This window comes from Salinivirga sp. (genome assembly GCF_055145285.1).
Window position 1 is genome coordinate 13,237 of the sequence record NZ_JBSRDC010000077.1, and the last position, 19,857, is coordinate 33,093.

Below are 19,857 nucleotides of genomic sequence, written 5' to 3' on the forward strand. Positions count from 1 at the left end.
TTTATATTGCAAAAGTCATAAAACCCTGCTAATTAACAAGCATTTTATGACTTTGTTTTTCAAATGAAATGTTAAACTACGATATTAATGATTCTTTTTGGCACAATGATAACCTTTCTGGGTGTTTTACCCTCAAGGTATTTTTGCGATTTGTCGTAATCGAGCACGGTTTTTTCAATTTCATCTTTGCTGGCATCAGCAGGTAAACTCAGTTTAAAACGCGTTTTACCATTAAATGAAACGGGGTATTCAATTTCGTCTTCTTTCAGGTATTGCTCATCGTATGCCGGAAATTCAGCATCAACAATGGTGGAGCTATGTCCGCTTATTTGCCATAGTTCCTCTGCCATGTGCGGTGCAAAAGGGCTGAGCATTGTGGTTAAAGGCTCAAGTATGGCACGTTTGTGACACTTAAGGTCTGTTAGGTCGTTTACGCAAATCATAAAAGCGCTGATGGCGGTATTGTATGAAAACCGTTCGATATCATTTTCAACTTTATGGATGGTTTTGTGCAAAATTTTCAGCTCTTTTTCATTGGGCGATTCGTCATTCAATACAAGGTTATCGCCCTCGAAAAACAGACGCCAGAATTTTTTCAGGAACCGGTGCACACCGTCAATACCCTTGGTGTCCCAAGGCTTACTCTGTTCAACGGGTCCAAGAAACATCTCGTAAAGGCGCAACGTGTCTGCTCCGTAATGATCAATAATGTCGTCCGGGTTGACAACATTAAACATCGATTTCGACATTTTTTCTACTGCATAGCCACAAACATATTTTCCGTCTTCGAGCATAAACTCAGCATCCTTGAACTCAGGGCGCCATTTGCGGAATGCTTCCACGTCTAAAATATCGTTATCCACAATATTTACGTCAACGTGTATTGGTGTTGTGTCGTATTGTTTGCGCAGGTTGTATGATACAAATTTATTTTCGCCTTTTATGCGATATACAAAGTTTGAGCGTCCCTGGATCATACCCTGGTTAATGAGTTTCTTGTACGGTTCATCTTTTTTCACGACACCAATATCGAACAAAAATTTGTTCCAGAAACGTGAATAAATCAGGTGACCGGTGGCATGCTCTGTACCTCCGATATATAGGTCTACATCTTCCCAGTAATTGTTGGCTTCTTTAGATACCAGGGCTTCATCATTGTGCGGGTCCATATAGCGGATGTAATAAGCCGATGAACCGGCAAAGCCTGGCATGGTGTTGAGTTCGAGCGGGTATCCATCCTCCGTGGTCCAGTTTTCAGCTCTGCCCAATGGTGGCTGACCATCCTCTGTGGGCAGGTATTTATCTACTTCTGGAAGTTCGAGCGGTAGCTTATCCTCGTCAAGCACATAGGGCATGCTGTTTTTGTAATAAACTGGGAATGGCTCGCCCCAGTAGCGTTGGCGACTGAATATGGCGTCGCGCAATTTGTAGTTTGTTTGTTTTTTGCCAAGTCCTTTTTGTGCTATATAATCGGTAATTTTTGCAATAGCCCTGGGCACATCAAGTCCGTTGATAATGTCAGAGTTGATTAATTTTCCTTCTTTTGCATCATAAGAATCACTCCAGTCTGCCGGGTCAGACTCGCTGTCTTTGTGGCCAACAACTACCTGTGTGATAGGCAGGCTGAAGTATTTGGCAAAGGCAAAGTCGCGGCTGTCGTGTGCCGGAACAGCCATAATAGCTCCTGTACCATAACCCATCAATACGTAATCGGCAATCCAGATTGGGATTTTTTCGTTGGTTAGCGGGTTAATTCCATAGGCACCAGTAAATACGCCGGTAATGCTTTTGGCATCTGCAATTCGTTCGCGTTCATTGCGGTTAAGTGCCCACTGTGTGTAATCTTCTACTTCTTGTTGCTTATCTGCTGTGGTTATTTCGCGCACCACCTCATGTTCCGGGGCCAGTACCATAAAAGTTGCTCCATAAAGCGTGTCGGGCCGGGTAGTGAACACTTCGAGTGTGTGATTGTGTTGGTCGATTTTAAAATTTACTGCTGCACCTGTGCTTTTTCCTATCCAGTTGCGCTGTATTTCTTTCAGTGAATCGCTCCAGTCTACTTTTTCGAGTCCCTGCAGCAGGCGCTCAGCATAGGCAGATACACGTAAAGACCATTGCCGCATGGTTTTTTGTATTACAGGGTGTCCGCCACGTACCGAAACTCCGTCTTTTACTTCATCATTGGCCAATACTGTTCCAAGTTCCGGGCACCAGTTAACCACGGTGTCTGCCAGATAGGCTATTCTGTAGCTCAGCAATATTTCCTGTTGCTCTTTTTCAGACATTGCTTTCCACTGTTCGGCAGTAAAGACCTCGATGGGTGATGCTGCCGCATCCACTTTCTGGTTGCCCGATTCGTTAAACGCTTCAATTAGCGTGTCAATAGGCTCAGCCTTTTGTGTTTGGTTGTTGAACCAATGTTTAAACATTTGAATAAATGCCCATTGTGTCCATTTGTAATAATCGGGATCACAAGTGCGCACTTCCCGGTTCCAATCAAATGAGAATCCTATCTTGTCAAGCTGTTCGCGGTACCGTTTAATGTTGTTCTCTGTTGTTATGGCCGGGTGCTGCCCGGTTTGGATGGCATACTGCTCGGCCGGCAATCCGTAGGCATCGTAACCCATGGGGTGTAGCACATTGAATCCTTTTTGTCGCTTATAGCGTGCATAAATATCAGATGCAATGTATCCTAATGGATGCCCCACGTGTAAGCCTGCCCCGGATGGATAGGGAAACATATCAAGCACATAGTATTTGGGTTTGCTATGATCAACTTCAACCCTGTAAGTGTTGTGGTTTCGCCAGTAATCCTGCCATTTAGGCTCTATCTTATTAAACGAGTATTCCATTTGATTGAATTAGATTTGAACGCGGCAAAATTATAAATAATCGTGTGATATACAAAGAACATGTTTTGTGAAATGTTTTATTATAAAATATTGATCATCAGAAATATATTTCTAAAATCTAATGAAATGGGCTTATTTTGTTCACTATTGCTTATTCATTATCTGACTATTTACTGTTGTTGCTTTTTTGCATAATTTTTTGTAACTATCGCAAAATAGCATTTAATAAGTTACTCTTCGTTAAATATAGTCTTATGGGAAAACAACTTAGAACTAATGATGAGTATACCATTTTCAGGTTTCTTACAGATGAAGACCGTGTATATGCTGTGCATAAGGAGGAAGTGGTGAAAATGAAACATGTAAAAGATGCTTACGCCAATGGTGCGGTGCCTGATCAGAAGACTGTAAGTGCATATCCCGTGGGGCACCTGAGGGTAATTAATAACGTAGTGGCCGATTATGATTTGGACAGTGATGAGCCGGAAGAGGTGCAGATCAATATGTTGGATACCTACGTTGTAGAAATTTGAGCGTAGTGTTGATCTTTTGACCCTGTAAACATAAATAAGTTTGCGGGTATGATTATTTTTGTGCTCAATCATAAATTATAATTTTGAGATCAGGTAAACATGAAAAAAATTATTTTAACCATTTTAATCAGCTTAACAATTTTTTCTGTGTGTTCTGCTGCAAAAGATAAATCCATCGATACTTTAATTATTGGTTATTATCCATCTGCCCCGTTTGTGATTGAGGACGGTGAAAGTCTTGACGGTATCAGTATTTGGCTTTGGGAGGCAGTCCAGCGTGAAACCAAATATCCTTTTAAATTGAGGAAAATGACCCTCGACGAAGTTGTGAAGGGCCTGGCAGAGGACGAAATTGACATGACCATAAATCCGCTTACAATTAATAGTATTCGTAGTGAGGTGATGGATTTTTCGGTTCCGTATTATATTTCCAATTCATCCGTAATGATTGATTCTGTGAGTTCTTTTGAAAAGGGCTTGCAGTTTTTAAGTTCTTTTTTTTCCCTGAACTTTTTAAGGGCAATTGGAGCACTGTTTTTGGTGGTTTTTATTTTTGGAACATTGGCATGGGTATTTGAGCACCGCAAAAATCCGGAAGAGTTTAAGCCCGGGCTTAGAGGTTTGTGGAGTGGCATATGGTGGTCGGCCGTTACGATGACTACGGTAGGTTATGGCGACAAATCGCCCCGAAGTACCGGAGGAAGAGTGATTGCACTTATTTGGATGTTTTCTGCCATCATTATTATTTCCGGTTTTACTGCCTCCATTGCGTCTTCACTAACGGTAAATCAACTTAGCTGGAACCAAAATAAAATTAAAGATTTTAAAGAGAAGAGAATTGCAGTAATTGATAACTCTGCTACCCAGGTGTTCTTAGAACAACGCTTTTTTAAAGAGTTATACCCTTATCAAAGCCTTAAAGCTTGCGTAGAAGCACTTGAAAAAGGCGATGTGGACGCTGTATCTCATGATGTTCCGCAATTAACTTATATTTCAGGGTTGGATTCCCTCGATAGGTTCGAAGTTTTACCTATCAGGTACAATCCTCAACTCTACGCTTTTGGTTTTACAGAAAAAATGTCTGAACACAAAAAAGAAGTAATAGGTAATGAACTGCTTAAAATTATAGAAAGTACTGATTGGAGGGTATTGCTTAGTGAGTATAACCTTGAACAGGAATAAATCAACGTTTTGTTTGACCGTTGTTTATTTGAGTCCCGGTCTGTTTGTCTCGGGGTTTGATTTTTATTAAGATTTTATTTATTTTATAAGTATCTGTTTTGTAGGTTTTTTAAGTGTTTATTTGTTTTTCGTAAATAGTTCTTTGTGATACTATTTAACAAAATATCATGTTTTTTTGACTCCTTTTTTTTATATTGCGAACAACAAAGCCAATAATTTATGGCTTAAGCAATGAGATTGTTATCACTTCTGGATGGCTAGAGAAAAAGATACATATTTAACTGCGCAAAGAATTAATGGCAAGAATGCTGTTGGCCGGGATGTAAATGCTCTTGTTGGCCATGATTCTTTTTTGTCTGCTGAAGCCTTATCCACCATCGAATCAATGATCAATATGCTACAGGCTATTGACAATAGCGCTGCATACGTTATTGTTCATTCTAACAGCACAGACGGTTTTGTAATCGAAAAAGCTTTTTTGCCAGATGACAAGAAACTAAAAAATGGTTATGACCAGCATCAACTGCAAGGTGTAAGCTGTTTTGGGCATAAGGTGGCAAGTTTTTTTAGCCCGGAATTGAGAAAAGCTGAAGGGTTAAGAGGTTTGGGGTGTGAAACTTTTCAAGCGTTTGTGAAATGGTTTGAAAATGAGCAGTCAAATACTTTGTTATACAGCGCAAAGGTAGCCGAAAAAGATGGTTTTTGGTTAGGTATAATTAGCCTGTCAGGTCAAACTTCTGAAGAGCAGTTAAGCTTATCAGAAAGTGCATTGGAGAGTTTTAGAGGATTGATATATAGTCATTTGAACAACTACAATGCGAATAAGCACATTGGCGGAAATAAAGAGCTTTATGATAAGGTGCTGAATAATACGACTGAAGGTATAATTGTAATACAAGATGAACGAATTGTATGGGGGAACATCGCAACACAAGAAATATTAGGTTATCCGGGAAATGAATATTCCGATTCACTCTACACCATGATTGTTCCTGAAGATGTTCCAATAGTCAAAAAACGTTACAAAGAAATCATAAACGGGAAAGCTATTGAAAGTTTTGATATACGAATTGTCAACGAGAAGCAGGAGTATCTATGGCTTTTAGTAAACGGAACCATCATAAATTATTATGGGCAGCCCGCTGTATTGGCGTTCTTGCAGGACATTACCATGCGCAAAAAAGCAGAAGAAGCGCTAAAATTATCGGAATCACGCTATCGCCTGCTGGTAAATAAATCTACCGATATATTTGTAGAAATTGACCGGCATGGTAATCAAATATTTATTAGTCCGGCGGCGGAGAAGCTTACTGGTTTTACCCTGGAAGAACTACAACGGCCTTTCAGTGAGGTTATTCATCCCGATGATATTGATGAGGTTTCAAAGCATTGGAAGATTGCTCTCGAAAACCCGGACCAAACACATCGGATAGAATACCGGCATATACATAAAACCAAGGGTTATATTTGGGTTGAGGCCCACGGCCAAAGCTTTTTACATGATCCTGAAATAGGACGTGTTTTTACTTTTGTACGCGATATTTCAGATAGAAAAGAGTTGGAACTCCAGGTACAGGAGCAACAGGAGAAGTATAAGATGATTTCCTCCAATATAAGTGATGTGATTTGGATTTATAATCTTGCAGAGATGAGGTTTACTTATATTACCCCATCTGTGGAGCGCTTGAGGGGCTATAGAGTGGAAGAGGCCATGGCACAAAGCCTCTTTGAATCGCTTACACCGGAGTCGATAGATCTTGTGAAGAATCGTATTGAAGAGGGTTTGAAAATACTTGCAGCACAACCCAATGCATTGATTGAGTCAACCGAAGAACTTCAGCAACCCTGTAAAGACGGCAGCCTGGTGTGGATTGAAGTATCTACCTCAGTGAGGATGAATAAAAAAGGTGAGCACGAGATACTGGGTGTGTCAAGAAATATTCAGGATAGAAAAATGGCAGCAAAGGCCCTGTTTGAGAGTAAAGAACGCTATCGTAAGTTGATACAAAATATGGAAGAGGGCGTGCTGTTGATTAATAAAAAAGGAGAAATTGTGTCATCAAATGATGCAGCTGAGCGTATCCTGAATATTAAGCCTTTGACAGGAAGGGACATAGCACATTTTCGAGATATGGTTGTTTATGAAAATGGAGCACCCTATTCTCTGGATAAGCACCCGCTGAAAAGTGTTCTGGAAACCGAAGACGCTGGAAATAATTCCATACTGGGTGTGAGGCTTCACGAGGGGGTTACCTGGCTAAAAATTCATTCCGACACGCTTGATTTGGGCGACAGTAATGACTTGCATATGCTGGTTACATTTACTGACATCAGTAATTTGAAATATAAAAATCAGAAGTTACAGGAGTCTAATGCTACCAAGGATAAATTTATCTCCATTATGGCTCATGATCTTAAATCGTCTTTTAATGTAATAATGGGTTATACGGAGTTGCTTAAAGAAGCCAGTGTTGAGCATGGTATAGCTTCTGTTGAAGAAATGGCCAGTCTTACCCATAATTCAGCAATTCATACACTTGGCTTGTTAAATAATTTGCTCGATTGGTCCAGGGCCCAAACAGGTCACATCAAATTTAATCCTGAACTCATTGATCTCGACCGCCTGCTCGATAGTGTGCTGATTATGCAGAACGATATTGCTCAGAAAAAGTCTGTCTCTCTTTTTAAAGATACCAATACCTGTAAAGCTGTTTATGCGGATAAAAACATGATGAGTACTATTCTGCGGAATATCATCTCCAATGCAATTAAATTTACAAACACAGGAGGCACTGTCAATATCGTTTGCAAAAAGTATGGCCATGTTTTACAATTCAGCGTGCAGGATGATGGTGTGGGGATGGACAAAGAAAAGGTTCAATATCTTTTCGCATCTGAAGAGGTTTCGTCTACGCCCGGTACCGACGGTGAGATGGGGACAGGTCTGGGGCTCAATGTAAGTAAGGAGTTTGTTGGCTACCATCAGGGCCGAATATACGCAGAAAGTGAACCAGGCAAGGGAACAACTATTTATGTAGAAATTCCCATGCCAGAAATAGCTTGAATATCTTGGAATTGATGGTTATTCCTTTTTAGATTCCTTTGGACATGTACGTATGCCAAACAAAGGGTAAAGTCCACAGAAGCCGGTAATGCTGGTTATCAGGAAGATACCTGCGACTACTAACAGCACGATTCCAAGTGTTCCGGTTACGACTTCCATGAAATATAAAGCCACTAAAATTGCAGCGATTATCACTCTGATAATCCGGTCTGCTGAACCCATATTTTTTTTCATACTTTTACGATTTAATGTTCTAAACTGATAACAATAAACCAGGTTGTTTAGTTTATCTTTTTTTTAATGATTAATATAAAGCATTTTTTAATGGTGATTAGAATCAATAAGATACGGTATGGGTTAATGGTTTTGATAGCTGGCTTGCTTCTTACAGCTTGTGGATACACCGGTTCAGGGAATCTTGAGCTACCAGCTGCAGTTGAAGGTCTGTCTGTTGTTTCACATACAGGTTACACTTTTCAGTATAATGAATCAACCGAACAGGCCGATTGGGTTGCTTATGAACTAACCGGTGATGAATTGAATGGAGATGCCAAACGCACCAATAATTTCAAGGCCGATCCACTGGTTTCATCCGGTACAGCAACAGACGAGGATTATTATAAATCGGGTTATGACCGCGGACATTTGGCCCCTGCAGCAGACATGACCTGGAGTGAGCAGGCCATGACAGAAAGCTTTTACTACAGCAATATGTCACCTCAGCATCCTTCATTCAACAGGGGGATATGGAGAAAACTTGAATCTTTTGTCAGAGTTAGGGCGCAGAAATTTGAAAGAATACTAATTGTGACAGGACCTTTGTTTTTAATAGACTCGGAGATTATCGGTCCGAATGAGGTTATGGTGCCTTCACATTATTTTAAGGCCCTGCTGGTTTATAATGATACCATCAAAGAGGGCATCGCTTTTGTTTTGCCCAACCTTAAAGGAAAAAAGCATTTGATGGATTACACTGTTACCATCGACAGTGTCGAAAAAGTGTCAGGTTTTGATTTCTATTCAGCATTGCCCAATCGTTTTGAGCGACGAATAGAATCGACCATAAATATTGAGTTTTGGCAAGCCATGGAAAATTAGTTGTTGAGCTTTTCCATGAATCGCTGATTGTTAATTACAAACCTTTTATGGATGGCTGATCCGGCCAGCTCCTCGTTTTCGAATACTTTAATTTCAAAGGTTACCTTGCGCTCGTCCACCTCGGTGACTTTAGAAATGGCTTTAACTTCTTTCCCGGGAAGGGTTGCTTTCAGGTGTTGCATATTCATTTCCATGCCCACAGATGAATATCCTTCGGGCAAAAATTCTTCGATGCTTCTATAAGCTGCATTTTCCATCAATGCTATCATGGCTGGCGTGGCATACACTTCTGCCAGACCACTACCATAAGCTTTGGCGGTATGCTCTGGTGCTACTGTTTGTTTAATCTCGTAAATAAGGCTTTCGGGTATATTAAGTTCCATAGCTATTTCATTTTAAAATTCATTTATGAGTTGCCAATTCTATTCCAAAATATACGAAAATAATGTTATTTGGATCGAACCTCGCTAATAAATGACAGAACATCGATGCGGGTTGATTAAAAATTGTCTGGAGTTAGATCCCGCATTTCATAAAACCTGATATGTAAAAATTTATCGTCACTGAAAAAATACTAACTTTGTCAGCTGATTTTTTACGAAAACTGAAAACACGTGCAATATGAAGATCTCGTATAAATGGTTAAAAGATTATCTTGATTTTGATTTATCGCCCGAAGAAGTATCCCGTATACTAACCGATACCGGTCTGGAAGTAGAGGGCCTTGAAGAAGTGGAGTCTATAAAAGGAGGGCTGAAAGGTGTGGTTATAGGAAAAGTGTTGACATGCAAACCGCACGAGAATTCTGACCACCTTAGTGTAACCACCGTAGACTTGGGCGATGGCCAGACAAAACAGATTGTTTGCGGAGCTCCGAACGTGGCCGAAGGTCAAACTGTTCCCGTAGCTACTGTAGGTTCAACCCTTTACAATGGTGATGAGGCGTTTAAAATTAAAAAATCGAAAATCCGTGGCGAAGAATCTTACGGTATGATATGTGCCGAAGATGAAATCGGTGTGGGTGATTCGCATGATGGTATCATGGTATTGCCCGATGACGCTAAAGTTGGCACCCCTGCAAGCGAATATTTTAATGTAGAAAGCGATTATGTGTTTGAAATAGGTCTGACACCCAACCGCATTGATGGTGCTTCACATATTGGTACAGCACGTGACCTGGCTGCGTTTTTAAACCTTACAAAGCCCACAAAATACACAAAACCCGCTGTAGAAAGCTTTAAATCTGATCGTACAGATAATCCAATAAAACTTACTATTGAAGATACAGACGGTTGCTACCGCTATTCTGCCACAACCGTGGAAGGTATTACCGTAAAAGAATCACCGGACTGGCTCAAAAACAGACTCAAAGCCATTGGACTGAGCCCTATAAACAATGTGGTAGATATTACCAATTTTGTATTGCACGAAACAGGTCAGCCCCTGCATGCTTTTGATGCCGACAAGATCAAGGGCAATCATGTGATTGTGAAAACATTGCCCGAAGCAACCAAATTTAAAACATTGGACGAGGAAGAGCGTACGCTTACCAGTCGCGACCTGATGATATGCAATGCCGAAGAGGGTATGACCCTGGCAGGTATTTTTGGTGGTATAGATTCGGGAGTTACAGAAAAAACCACACGTGTTTTTCTCGAAAGTGCCTGGTTTAATCCGGTGCGTGTGCGCAAATCGGCCCGTTATCATGGCTTAAATACCGATTCCTCTTTCCGTTTCGAGCGTGGAACAGACCCCGATGGCACCATATATGCCCTCAAGCGGACTGCATTGCTCATCAAGGAGCTGGCAGGCGGAGAAATCACTTCCGATATCATAGATGAATACCCAAAACCGGCCGCACCTTTTGAAGTGAAGTTTAGTCTGAAAAAGTTTCAGATTATGGCGGGTAAAAATATTGACCGGCAACTGATTATTAAGATTTTGAAATCGTTGGAAATTGAGATAGAAAGTGATCATGGCGATACCCTGAATCTTAAAGTGCCGCCATATCGAGTGGATGTGCAACGAGAGGCCGATGTAACCGAAGAAATTCTCCGGATTTATGGGTACAACAATATCGAAGTTGGCGACCGTGTGCATGCTTCACTCAGCTACCAACCCAAACCGGACGAGGAAGCATTACGTAACCGCATCTCAGATATGCTCACAGCTTCGGGGTTCAACGAAGCTATGAGCAACAGCATCACCAAAGCCGAGTATTTCGAGGAGTTTGACACGTTTAAGGCTGAGGAATCGGTTATGCTGCTGAATCCATTGAGCAACGACCTGAACGCCATGCGTCAGTCGCTGCTGTTTTCTGCCATGGAAGCTGTGGAATACAATGCCAACAGGCAAAATGCCGATCTCAAGCTTTATGAGTTTGGTAAAATTTATTCAAAAAAAGAATCAGATAGCGACAACCCCCTAAAATCTTACGCCGAGCGCGCCCAGTTGGCATTGGTGCTTACCGGAAACAAAACAGCCGATACCTGGAATACACCGCAGGAACCGACCAGCTTTTACGAGCTAAAGGCACATGCAGAAAATGTAATGAAACGTATGGGTGTGGATGTGGAGCAGATAGAACAGGAGTTTCTCAGCAACGATATTTGTCGCGAGGGATTGGTGTATAAATACAACAATAAGGAGATTGCCCGCCTGATGATTGTTTCCAAACAGGTGAAAAACTATTTCGGCCTGAAAAACGATGTGTTTTTTGCCCAGCTCGAATGGGAATACCTGGTGAAGCTTTTTGGCAAGGTGAAAACCCAATTCACAGAGGTGTCTAAATTCCCTGCCGTGCGCAGAGACATGGCATTGCTGCTCGATAAATCTGTGACATTCGATCAATTGAAACAATCAGCATTGAAAGCCGAGAAAAAACTCATTAAGCAAGTTGGCTTGTTCGATGTATATGAAGGCGAAAATATTGAAGAAGGCAAAAAATCGTACGCACTCTCTTTTATAATTCAGGATGAAACCAAAACCCTGAAAGACAAGCAAATCGACAAGTTGATGAATAAACTCAAAGGTACTTTTGAACATAAATTTGGTGCACAGTTGAGGTAAAATCCGATAATTCATAAAATAAGACCCAAATAAAGATTTAGATAATTAAGGCCTTGTGTCATGCAGGGCTTTTTTTATGAGTGAATGACCACTGCTAGGATAACAATTTTCCGCAATATTATTTGCGATTCTGATTAACAATGCCTACCTTTAATCGGAAAACATAAATATTACTGCTATGAGAAAGTTTTTGGTCTTATTTATCGCGTTGAGCATTTTTGCTATCGGTAATTTGTTTGGTCAAACTAACTTTTTTGACCAAAGTACTCATTTTTACTATAATAATTTTGCACCGGAAATTTGGCCTGTTAAGGTCGATTCATTGATTTCAGAAAACGGAAACCAAACACTTTATTTCAATGAAGGAATGATTTCGGTTCATGGCTATGAGTGTCTTGATACTGCAGGACCAAGCATTGTGGGTCCCAAAGTGACACGCCTGTTTAATGGGAATTATCTCTTTTATAACCGTTATGGAGATTCAATCCCAATTTACATGGATGCATCAGTTGGCGATAACTGGGTGTGTTACCAGGATAGCAACATAAGTGTGAGTGTAGTTGTAGAGTCAATCCAGAATCAGACTTTTGATGGCGTTGAAGATGAGGTTCATTCCTTTCGATTCAATGTCGATAGCCAAAAAAGTGATTATCGTTCAGTTGACAACCACTATATTAAAATTGGTTCTAATGTGGGCGTAATAAGAAATTTGTCATGGGTCGCATTTCCTTATATACATTATCGCTTAAATATTAATGATAGAGTGCCTTCAAGCGAATTTCCAAATGGTATTTACCCCGATTTCGATGATTTAATTAATGTAAGCAAAGCGGATTTGTTTAATTTTAAAATTGGCGATAAATATCACATCGAATATAAAGAATGGCATGGAACCCCCTTTGTTTATGATAAAGTACTGACAAAATTAGAGGTTGTAGACCGGATCGATGAGGCAAATCAAATTACCCTGATCTATAAAAGAGAGCGGCAGGTTGGAACTGATTCTATTTATATTGACTCTGTAGATAATCCCCATTTTTTCTATATCTATGAAGATATCGTTCATGATACTCTTGAAAGTATATATTCTAAAGCTCCTGATGCCCTTTATGGAAACCCTATGACTTTTAATAACGAATCAGCGAATGTAATGGTGAAAAAATATAATAAGCCTGCATTTATTCCCAACTATCTCATAGTCTATCCCATTTCAGATTCTTGTGCGAGGTTTGATGAACTATTCTATCCAACCGAGAATTATTATGTGCTGGGTTTAGGCGGCCCTTATTACAGTTACCATGATAATATTAGTGGAATAGTAACCAGGCAGCGAAGAATTCGGTATTATGATATTGAGGGTGAAATTTCATATGGAAGTCCTATTGAGTTTGTCGGAGTAGAAAGCCTATCTGCGCGTAATAATTTTAATATTTACCCTAATCCTGTGTCAAATAAGCTTTTTGTTGATTTTGCATACAGCGTTGGGCCTGTTAATTATGCCATATTTGATATTTGTGGTCGCAAGGTACTTGAACGAAAGTTAGTTACGGATAATAGTAAATTTTTCATCGATGTAAGTGCATTTACCAAGGGTATGTATATAATAAAAATGACCTTTGACGGAAATCAGAATATGGCAAAACGATTTATTAAAAAATAGCCGGGCCACTCATATCGTATTAGCTTTTTTAGGGGTTAGGGAAGCAAAATGATTCTTTATCAGAACTTTGCCCACCCTACTCCCTTTAATTCCCTAAAGGGACCCACCCGCGTCTCGTGATAAAGCTTATTTTTTGCTAGTGCTGTTTAACTTTAAGCCATTGGGAATTGGGTGATAGGGTTCTCTTTTTGTTTAAAATTGAACATTCTAAAAATGTAACTGTTTCTTTTTTGTACATTACATTTCATATGCATGAAAATTAAAGCACAAATATGGGGTACAAGTTGCATTTTATCGTCCAACGTGTCTCATCTCCAGTCCTGCCACCCATTAAATTACAGATCAGAAACAATAACGATACTATTTTAGCTATTGATGTAAATTTCATTAAATTAGCAGAAATATAAATATTTACATAAAAACATGTTTGAAACCACAGCCTCTACAGAATAAATTTAACTGCCTATGATACAGAAAGTTTTAGTCGCCAATCGTGGTGAAATTGCCGTCCGGGTAATGCGTACATGCCGCGAAATGGGCATTCCCACCGTGGCTGTCTATTCCGATGCCGACCGCAAATCTATGCATGTGCGATATGCTGATGAAGCCGTGCATATTGGCCCTGCGCCTTCAAGGGAAAGTTATCTAAATATGGACCGCATCATTGATGTGGCCAAAAATACCGGGGTCGATGCCATTCACCCCGGTTATGGATTTTTGTCTGAAAATGCCCAATTCTCTGAGCGATGCAAAAAGGAAGGGATCATTTTTATAGGGCCCGGAACGCATGCCATTAACACTATGGGTGATAAGATTTCAGCCCGTAAAACTATGGAAAAAGCTGGTGTGCCCATTGTCCCCGGTACGCTGGATCCCATTGACGATGAGCAAATAGCCATAGAGAAAATTAAAGAAATTGGTCTGCCGGTAATGATAAAAGCCTCTGCCGGTGGCGGCGGAAAAGGTATGAGATTGGTGCATGAGGAGAAAGATATTTTACCGGCCATCAAAAGTGCCCGCTCTGAGGCTACTGAAGCCTTTGGCGATGGCAGTGTGTATATCGAAAAATATATTCTATCGCCCCACCATATTGAATTTCAGATATTGGCCGATAATCATGGTAATGCACTGCATTTGTTTGAGCGTGAGTGTTCTGTGCAGCGAAGGCACCAGAAGGTTGTAGAAGAAACCCCGTCACCATTGCTAACGCAGGAAGTGCGCGAAGAGATGGGGGAGCACGCTGTGAATGCTGCAAAGGCGGTCAGTTATAGTGGAGCCGGTACGGTGGAGTTTGTGATGGACGATGACCTGAATTACTATTTCCTCGAAATGAATACCCGCCTGCAGGTTGAGCATCCTATCACAGAGCGTGTGGTGGGCGTAGATCTGGTAAAAGAGCAAATCAATATTGCCAATAATGAACAGCTACTGTTTACCCAGAAAGATCTGATTCAACATGGTCATGCCATTGAGTGCCGTATTTATGCCGAAGATCCCGACAATAACTTCATGCCCAGTCCGGGCGTTATTAAACACATTACAGAGCCCCTGGGATTGGGTGTGCGCACCGATGGATACGTCTATGAAGGGTTTGAAATACCCATGCACTACGATCCCATGATTTCAAAACTCATTGTGTGGGGCGCCAATCGCGACGATGCCATTAATCGCATGCAGCGGGCTTTATACGAATATAAAATTACCGGCGTAAAAACTTCTATACGCTTCCTGGAGCGGGTAATGCAACACGAGGTTTTTCAGTCGGGTAAATACAATACAACCTTCATTGAAAAATATGGTGAAGATTTGTTTAAAAGTGAGGAATGTAGTGGCGATTGTGAAGATATGGCCGTGATTGCAGCTTTTCTCGATTACCAGGATAAACTGCAAAAAGCCAAACCACCCAAGCATGGCGGACAAATGACCAACAACTGGAAGGCTTATGGACGCCGTAGAATAAAAATCAGAATTTAAAAATTGATTGTATGGCGCTTGAAATAAAAATAGATGACAGAACAACCACGGTGGAACAACTCAGTGCCGATGGTTCGAAATATGTGATTCGTGTGGATGACGAAACCTACGAAGTCGACGCACTCATGGTGGAACAGGGTGTGTACTCTCTTATTCACAATAATACTTCTTACAACATTGAAGTAATCGAAGGGGAACACAACAAAAACTTTCAGGTCAATACGCTTTATGACAGTTTTACTGTTGATATTATCGATGCTGAGCGCAAGTACTTGATGAGTCGCAAAGCAGATGATGATGATGATGAGGCCCACATTAAAGCACCCATGCCCGGTAAAGTGGTGCGCGTACCCGTGAAGGTCGGCGATGAAATTAAAGCCGGCGATACCGTGGTAGTAGTGTCGGCCATGAAAATGGAAAGCGAATATAAAGTGAAAAAAGACCGCGTGGTAAAGGAAGTACACGTGAAAGCAGAAGATATCGTCAAAGGCGGACAAACCATGGTGGTTGTTGAATAAATCTAAAACAGCAAACCTTAAACCTGAAACTTGAAACATTAAAACCTGAATCTAAAAAATATGAGCATACAGGAAAAATTTAATAAACTTGAAGAGCACACCCGCGAAGCCATGAAAGGCGGGGGTGAAGAACGAATAGAAAAGCAACATAAAGCTGGTCGTCTTACAGCAAGGGAGCGCATTGAGCTGCTGCTCGATCAGAATACCTTTGTAGAGGTGGACCGTTTTATGACCCACCGAAACCAAAATTTTAAAATGCCAAAGTTTTTTGGCGATGGTGTGGTTACAGGGTATGGTAAAATCGATGGACGCCTGATTTATGTATTTGCCCAGGATTTTACCGTGTATGGCGGAACCCTGAGCCGGGCCAATGCCGACAAAGTGGTAAAGATTATGCAGATGGCCCTGAAAATGGGTGCCCCGGTCATTGGACTGAATGAGAGCGGTGGCGCCCGCATACAAGAAGGAGTGGAGAGTTTGGCCGGGTATGCCGATATTTTCCACCTCAATGTGCGTGCTTCCGGCGTGATACCCCAAATATCGGCCGTGCTTGGGGCTTGTGCGGGTGGTGCCGTATATTCGCCCGCGCTCACCGATTTTATCCTTATGACCCAGAAATCGAGCTACATGTTCGTGACCGGACCCGATGTAATAAAGACCGTAACACACGAAGAGGTAACCAAAGAGGATCTGGGGGGCGCCATGACCCACAACTCCAAAAGCGGCGTAGCCCACCTGATGGCTGAAGACGACGAAAGAGCCATGATGATGCTGCGGGAACTGATGAGCTTCCTGCCCTTAAACAATATGGAAGATCCACCCATGAAACCCTGCACCGACGATGTGCAGCGCGAGGATGAATCGCTACAGGAAATTGTGCCCGACGATCCCAATAAACCCTACGACATAAAAGATATCATTACAAAAGTGGTAGACGATCATAACTTTTTTGAGGTTATGCCGCATTACGCGCAAAATATTGTGGTGGGCTTTGCACGTATGGGTGGTCGCCCGGTGGGCATTGTGGCCAACCAGCCCGCGCACCTCGCCGGCGTGCTCGATATCGAAAGCAGCATGAAAGGTGCCCGTTTTGTGCGTTTCTGCGATTCGTTCAATATTCCACTCATTACGTTTGAAGATGTGCCCGGCTTCCTGCCCGGTACAGATCAGGAATTTGGTGGAATTATTAAACATGGCGCCAAATTGCTTTATGCCTTCTCTGAAGCCACCGTGCCCAAAATTACGGTCATTACACGCAAGGCATATGGAGGTGCATACGATGTGATGTCTTCCAAACACCTGGGTGCGGATGTCAATTTAGCTTACCCAACAGCCGAAATTGCTGTAATGGGCCCCGAAGGCGCGGTGAACATTATTTACCGCAAAGAGAACCTCAATGAAGAGGAGCGCAAGCAAAAGGTACAGGAGTACAAGGAGAAATTTGCCAGCCCTTACCGTGCTGCCGAGCTGGGGTATATTGATGAAATAATTTACCCCAAGCAAACACGACCGAAAATTATTGAGGCCCTTGAAATGACGCAAAATAAAACCGAAGCCATGCCACCCAAAAAGCATGGTAATATCCCACTATAAAAGCATAAACTGCGCAAAATTAACCCCGTATGGATTTTTCTGTACGGGGTTTCTGTTTTAATGGAAAACTATTTACATCATTACGGTTCAGGTCCAAATGGGTGGTATTATTGAAAGCACTGTAGCCATTTTGATATTAAAAAATAGGAATCCCCAACAACCTTTGTTATATTTGGAAAGAAGAGCTAATCGTTTACTAAACGTATAACAAATATGAATAACCGAACACAAGTTGTTCGCTTATTCCCGGAAATTTGGAAAGCTATTGACAATGATTTGGAAGACTTGTTAATCGCCAGAAGTTGGCTGTAATTGAAAGAAACCTCGCAACATGACAATATGAAATTTAGATATTAGATTGCAGAATAGAATATATGTGAAATGAAAAAAACTAGTTTAAAGCTTATAACATGTTTTGTGTCAATTAGCATAATGATAGCTGGCTGTTCAGAAAGTTATCCTGAATTTGGTGGCGGGTATAAAATAGTTGGAGAAGGTGGCTATACAACATCTATTGTTAACTCTCAAAATACACAAATGATTTCGGGATATATTCTTGATTATTCATTTGATTCAAGTTTTATTGTTGTCGCTCAATCCCCTCCCGAAAGTTTACCAAAAATGAAGATATTATACTATTCTGACAGCGATAGAAAGAACATTGCGGCAGATGAAAAAATATTTAGACGATACTGGATTATTAATAAAGAAATGGAAAGCACATATTCGTATGATAGTGTAAATAGAACTGCAAAATATTCGAACATATTTGGACCATTTACGAAAGAAGAATATCTAAATAAAAAGGATAGTTTAAATGTATCGAAAAATCTAAAACTTGAATTAGAATGAGTAACAACTACAGCCAACAAGCGGTCATAAAACATTGCGCGGATAGTGCTATATTTGAGCAACATAACAATTAATCAACGGCTTAGCGGGCTGATAAGTTTGTGTTTCAAAATGCGCAACGTTTCATACCGCCACCGTTGCCAGCGAGCTGGTACGTTAAAGGGACATAGTTTACAAAGTTAAAGGGACATAGTTTACACTTTTTAGGTTGAAATTTGATGTAAAAATCAAATTGCCATGCCTTGGAAAGAAACAACAACTATGGATCAAAAAGTAGAATTTATCTGTGAATGGCGAACTGGAAAGTATACCATTACAGAATTATGCAAGAACTTTGGAATATCACGGCCTACCGCGTATAGAGTGATTGATAGGTTTGAAAAACAAGGTTACGAAGGATTAAGAGAACAGTCTCGAACACCCAGGAAACACCCAAATGAAACAAGTCAGGAGGTTATAGAAAAGATCCTCAAATTGAAAGGAAAACATAAACGCTGGGGAGCTAAAAAGATCAGGATTCTATTGTTTAACGATTTTACAGAAGCCGATATTCCATCGGTGGTTACTGTGCATAATATCCTCAAGAAAAACGGTCTGGTTTGCCCTCAAAAGCATTTAAGACGGGTGAAACCTAGCTATCCAATTTTCGATCCCAAAGAGTGTAACGAGGTGTGGAGTGCCGATTATAAAGGAAAGTTTTTAATGGGCAATAAAAAGTACTGCCATCCATTGACAATAGCCGATTCAAAGAGCCGATTCTTATTTGCTGCAAAAGGACATTATAACGAGAACTTTCCTTCAGCTAAAGCGGCTTTTACAGAGGTTTTTAGAAAATATGGACTACCTAAACAAATCCATACGGATAATGGATCTCCATTTGGTTCTGTTCGTTCAATACAACGATTTACAAAGCTTTCCTATTGGTTTATCGAATTAGGAATAACGCCCGTATTTTCGGATCCGTCACATCCGGAGCAAAATGGCCGGCATGAGCGCATGCACCGCGATTTGAAAGCGGCTTGCGCTCAGCCTGCGGCACGTGATCTTAGGTCACAGCAGAGGAAATTGAACCATTTCGTAAAAGAATACAATACGATTAGGCCACATGAGGCATTAAACATGGCAACTCCATTGAGTCAGCATGATTTTTCGACACGTCCTTTCCCGGAAAGAATAGACCCATGGCTCTATTCTGGTGATTTGAAAGTAATGAAGGTAACAGATAATGGATCAATGAGATGGGGTTCATATCATTGGATTTCTATAACACGAAGTTTAGCAGGCAAATACGTTGCAGCAGAGCAGATTGGAGATTCAATTTGGAAAGTATCATATAGAAATGTATTTTTAGGTTACTTTGATGAGACACATTTAAGAAGAAAAGAACAAACAATAAGGTTAGGTACCAATTTAGTGTAAAGTCTAATCTTTAACTTTTGTAAAGGATGTATCTTAACGAACA

The 19,857-nt window shown here is 40.9% G+C and carries 14 protein-coding genes; 11 read left to right on the top strand and 3 right to left on the bottom strand.

The features are described from left to right. Positions 1-71 precede the first annotated feature (71 nt). Positions 72-2,852 carry a leucine--tRNA ligase gene (gene leuS, locus ACTB0Y_RS16095; RefSeq protein ID WP_463207859.1) on the bottom strand — a complete coding sequence of 927 codons (2,781 nt, stop codon included), beginning with the start codon at positions 2,850-2,852 and terminating at the stop codon, positions 72-74. A 254-nt stretch (positions 2,853-3,106) separates the two neighbouring features. Here leuS and ACTB0Y_RS16100 point away from each other — a divergent pair, with 254 nt between their 5' ends. From ACTB0Y_RS16100 to ACTB0Y_RS16110, 3 genes are all read left to right on the top strand, one after another. Next, entirely contained in the window at positions 3,107-3,385 is a 279-nt protein-coding gene (locus ACTB0Y_RS16100; RefSeq protein WP_463207860.1) for a hypothetical protein, read from the top strand. Between the two features lie 99 nt (positions 3,386-3,484). Next, a complete protein-coding gene (locus tag ACTB0Y_RS16105; protein WP_463207861.1) occupies positions 3,485-4,567 on the top strand; it encodes a substrate-binding periplasmic protein in 1,083 nt (360 codons plus the stop codon). A 253-nt stretch (positions 4,568-4,820) separates the two neighbouring features. Next, positions 4,821-7,631: a PAS domain-containing sensor histidine kinase gene (locus tag ACTB0Y_RS16110; protein WP_463207862.1), complete on the top strand. Its 2,811-nt coding sequence runs from the start codon at positions 4,821-4,823 to the stop codon at positions 7,629-7,631. A gap of 18 nt (positions 7,632-7,649) precedes the next feature. On the opposite strand, the gene ACTB0Y_RS16115 is transcribed toward ACTB0Y_RS16110, so the two are convergent. Continuing rightward, a complete protein-coding gene (locus ACTB0Y_RS16115) occupies positions 7,650-7,853 on the bottom strand; it encodes a YgaP family membrane protein (RefSeq protein WP_463207863.1) in 204 nt (67 codons plus the stop codon). Positions 7,854-7,955: 102 nt separating this feature from the next. On the opposite strand from ACTB0Y_RS16115, the gene ACTB0Y_RS16120 reads away from it, so the two are divergent. After that, positions 7,956-8,729 (top strand): DNA/RNA non-specific endonuclease, encoded by a 774-nt coding sequence (locus ACTB0Y_RS16120; RefSeq protein WP_463207864.1) that lies wholly within the window; start codon positions 7,956-7,958, stop codon positions 8,727-8,729. Here the strand turns inward: ACTB0Y_RS16120 and ACTB0Y_RS16125 are convergent. After that, a complete protein-coding gene (locus tag ACTB0Y_RS16125; RefSeq protein WP_463207865.1) occupies positions 8,726-9,112 on the bottom strand; it encodes a thioesterase family protein in 387 nt (128 codons plus the stop codon). The genes ACTB0Y_RS16120 and ACTB0Y_RS16125 overlap by 4 nt on opposite strands. A 238-nt stretch (positions 9,113-9,350) precedes the next feature. Here ACTB0Y_RS16125 and pheT point away from each other — a divergent pair, with 238 nt between their 5' ends. The 7 genes from pheT to ACTB0Y_RS16160 all read left to right on the top strand — a co-directional run bounded on the left by pheT (position 9,351) and on the right by ACTB0Y_RS16160 (position 19,814). Continuing rightward, the gene (pheT, locus tag ACTB0Y_RS16130) at positions 9,351-11,798 is read left to right on the top strand and encodes a phenylalanine--tRNA ligase subunit beta (protein ID WP_463207866.1); all 2,448 of its coding nucleotides are present in this window, start codon (positions 9,351-9,353) and stop codon (positions 11,796-11,798) included. Between the two features lie 178 nt (positions 11,799-11,976). Beyond that, a complete protein-coding gene (locus ACTB0Y_RS16135; protein WP_463207867.1) occupies positions 11,977-13,458 on the top strand; it encodes a T9SS type A sorting domain-containing protein in 1,482 nt (493 codons plus the stop codon). 465 nt (positions 13,459-13,923) lie between these two features. After that, positions 13,924-15,432, top strand: coding sequence for an acetyl-CoA carboxylase biotin carboxylase subunit (gene accC / locus ACTB0Y_RS16140; protein ID WP_463207868.1), 1,509 nt, complete (start codon positions 13,924-13,926; stop codon positions 15,430-15,432). 11 nt (positions 15,433-15,443) lie between these two features. Further along, positions 15,444-15,950, top strand: coding sequence for a biotin/lipoyl-containing protein (locus tag ACTB0Y_RS16145; RefSeq protein WP_463207869.1), 507 nt, complete (start codon positions 15,444-15,446; stop codon positions 15,948-15,950). 66 nt (positions 15,951-16,016) lie between these two features. Next, complete coding sequence (locus tag ACTB0Y_RS16150; protein ID WP_463207872.1) at positions 16,017-17,543, top strand: acyl-CoA carboxylase subunit beta; 1,527 nt, start codon at positions 16,017-16,019, stop codon at positions 17,541-17,543. Between the two features lie 381 nt (positions 17,544-17,924). Beyond that, positions 17,925-18,395: a hypothetical protein gene (locus ACTB0Y_RS16155; RefSeq protein WP_463207870.1), complete on the top strand. Its 471-nt coding sequence runs from the start codon at positions 17,925-17,927 to the stop codon at positions 18,393-18,395. 237 nt (positions 18,396-18,632) lie between these two features. Further along, on the top strand, positions 18,633-19,814 hold the full coding sequence (locus ACTB0Y_RS16160) for an integrase core domain-containing protein (protein ID WP_463207871.1): 1,182 nt from the start codon (positions 18,633-18,635) through the stop codon (positions 19,812-19,814). Positions 19,815-19,857: the final 43 nt, after the last annotated feature.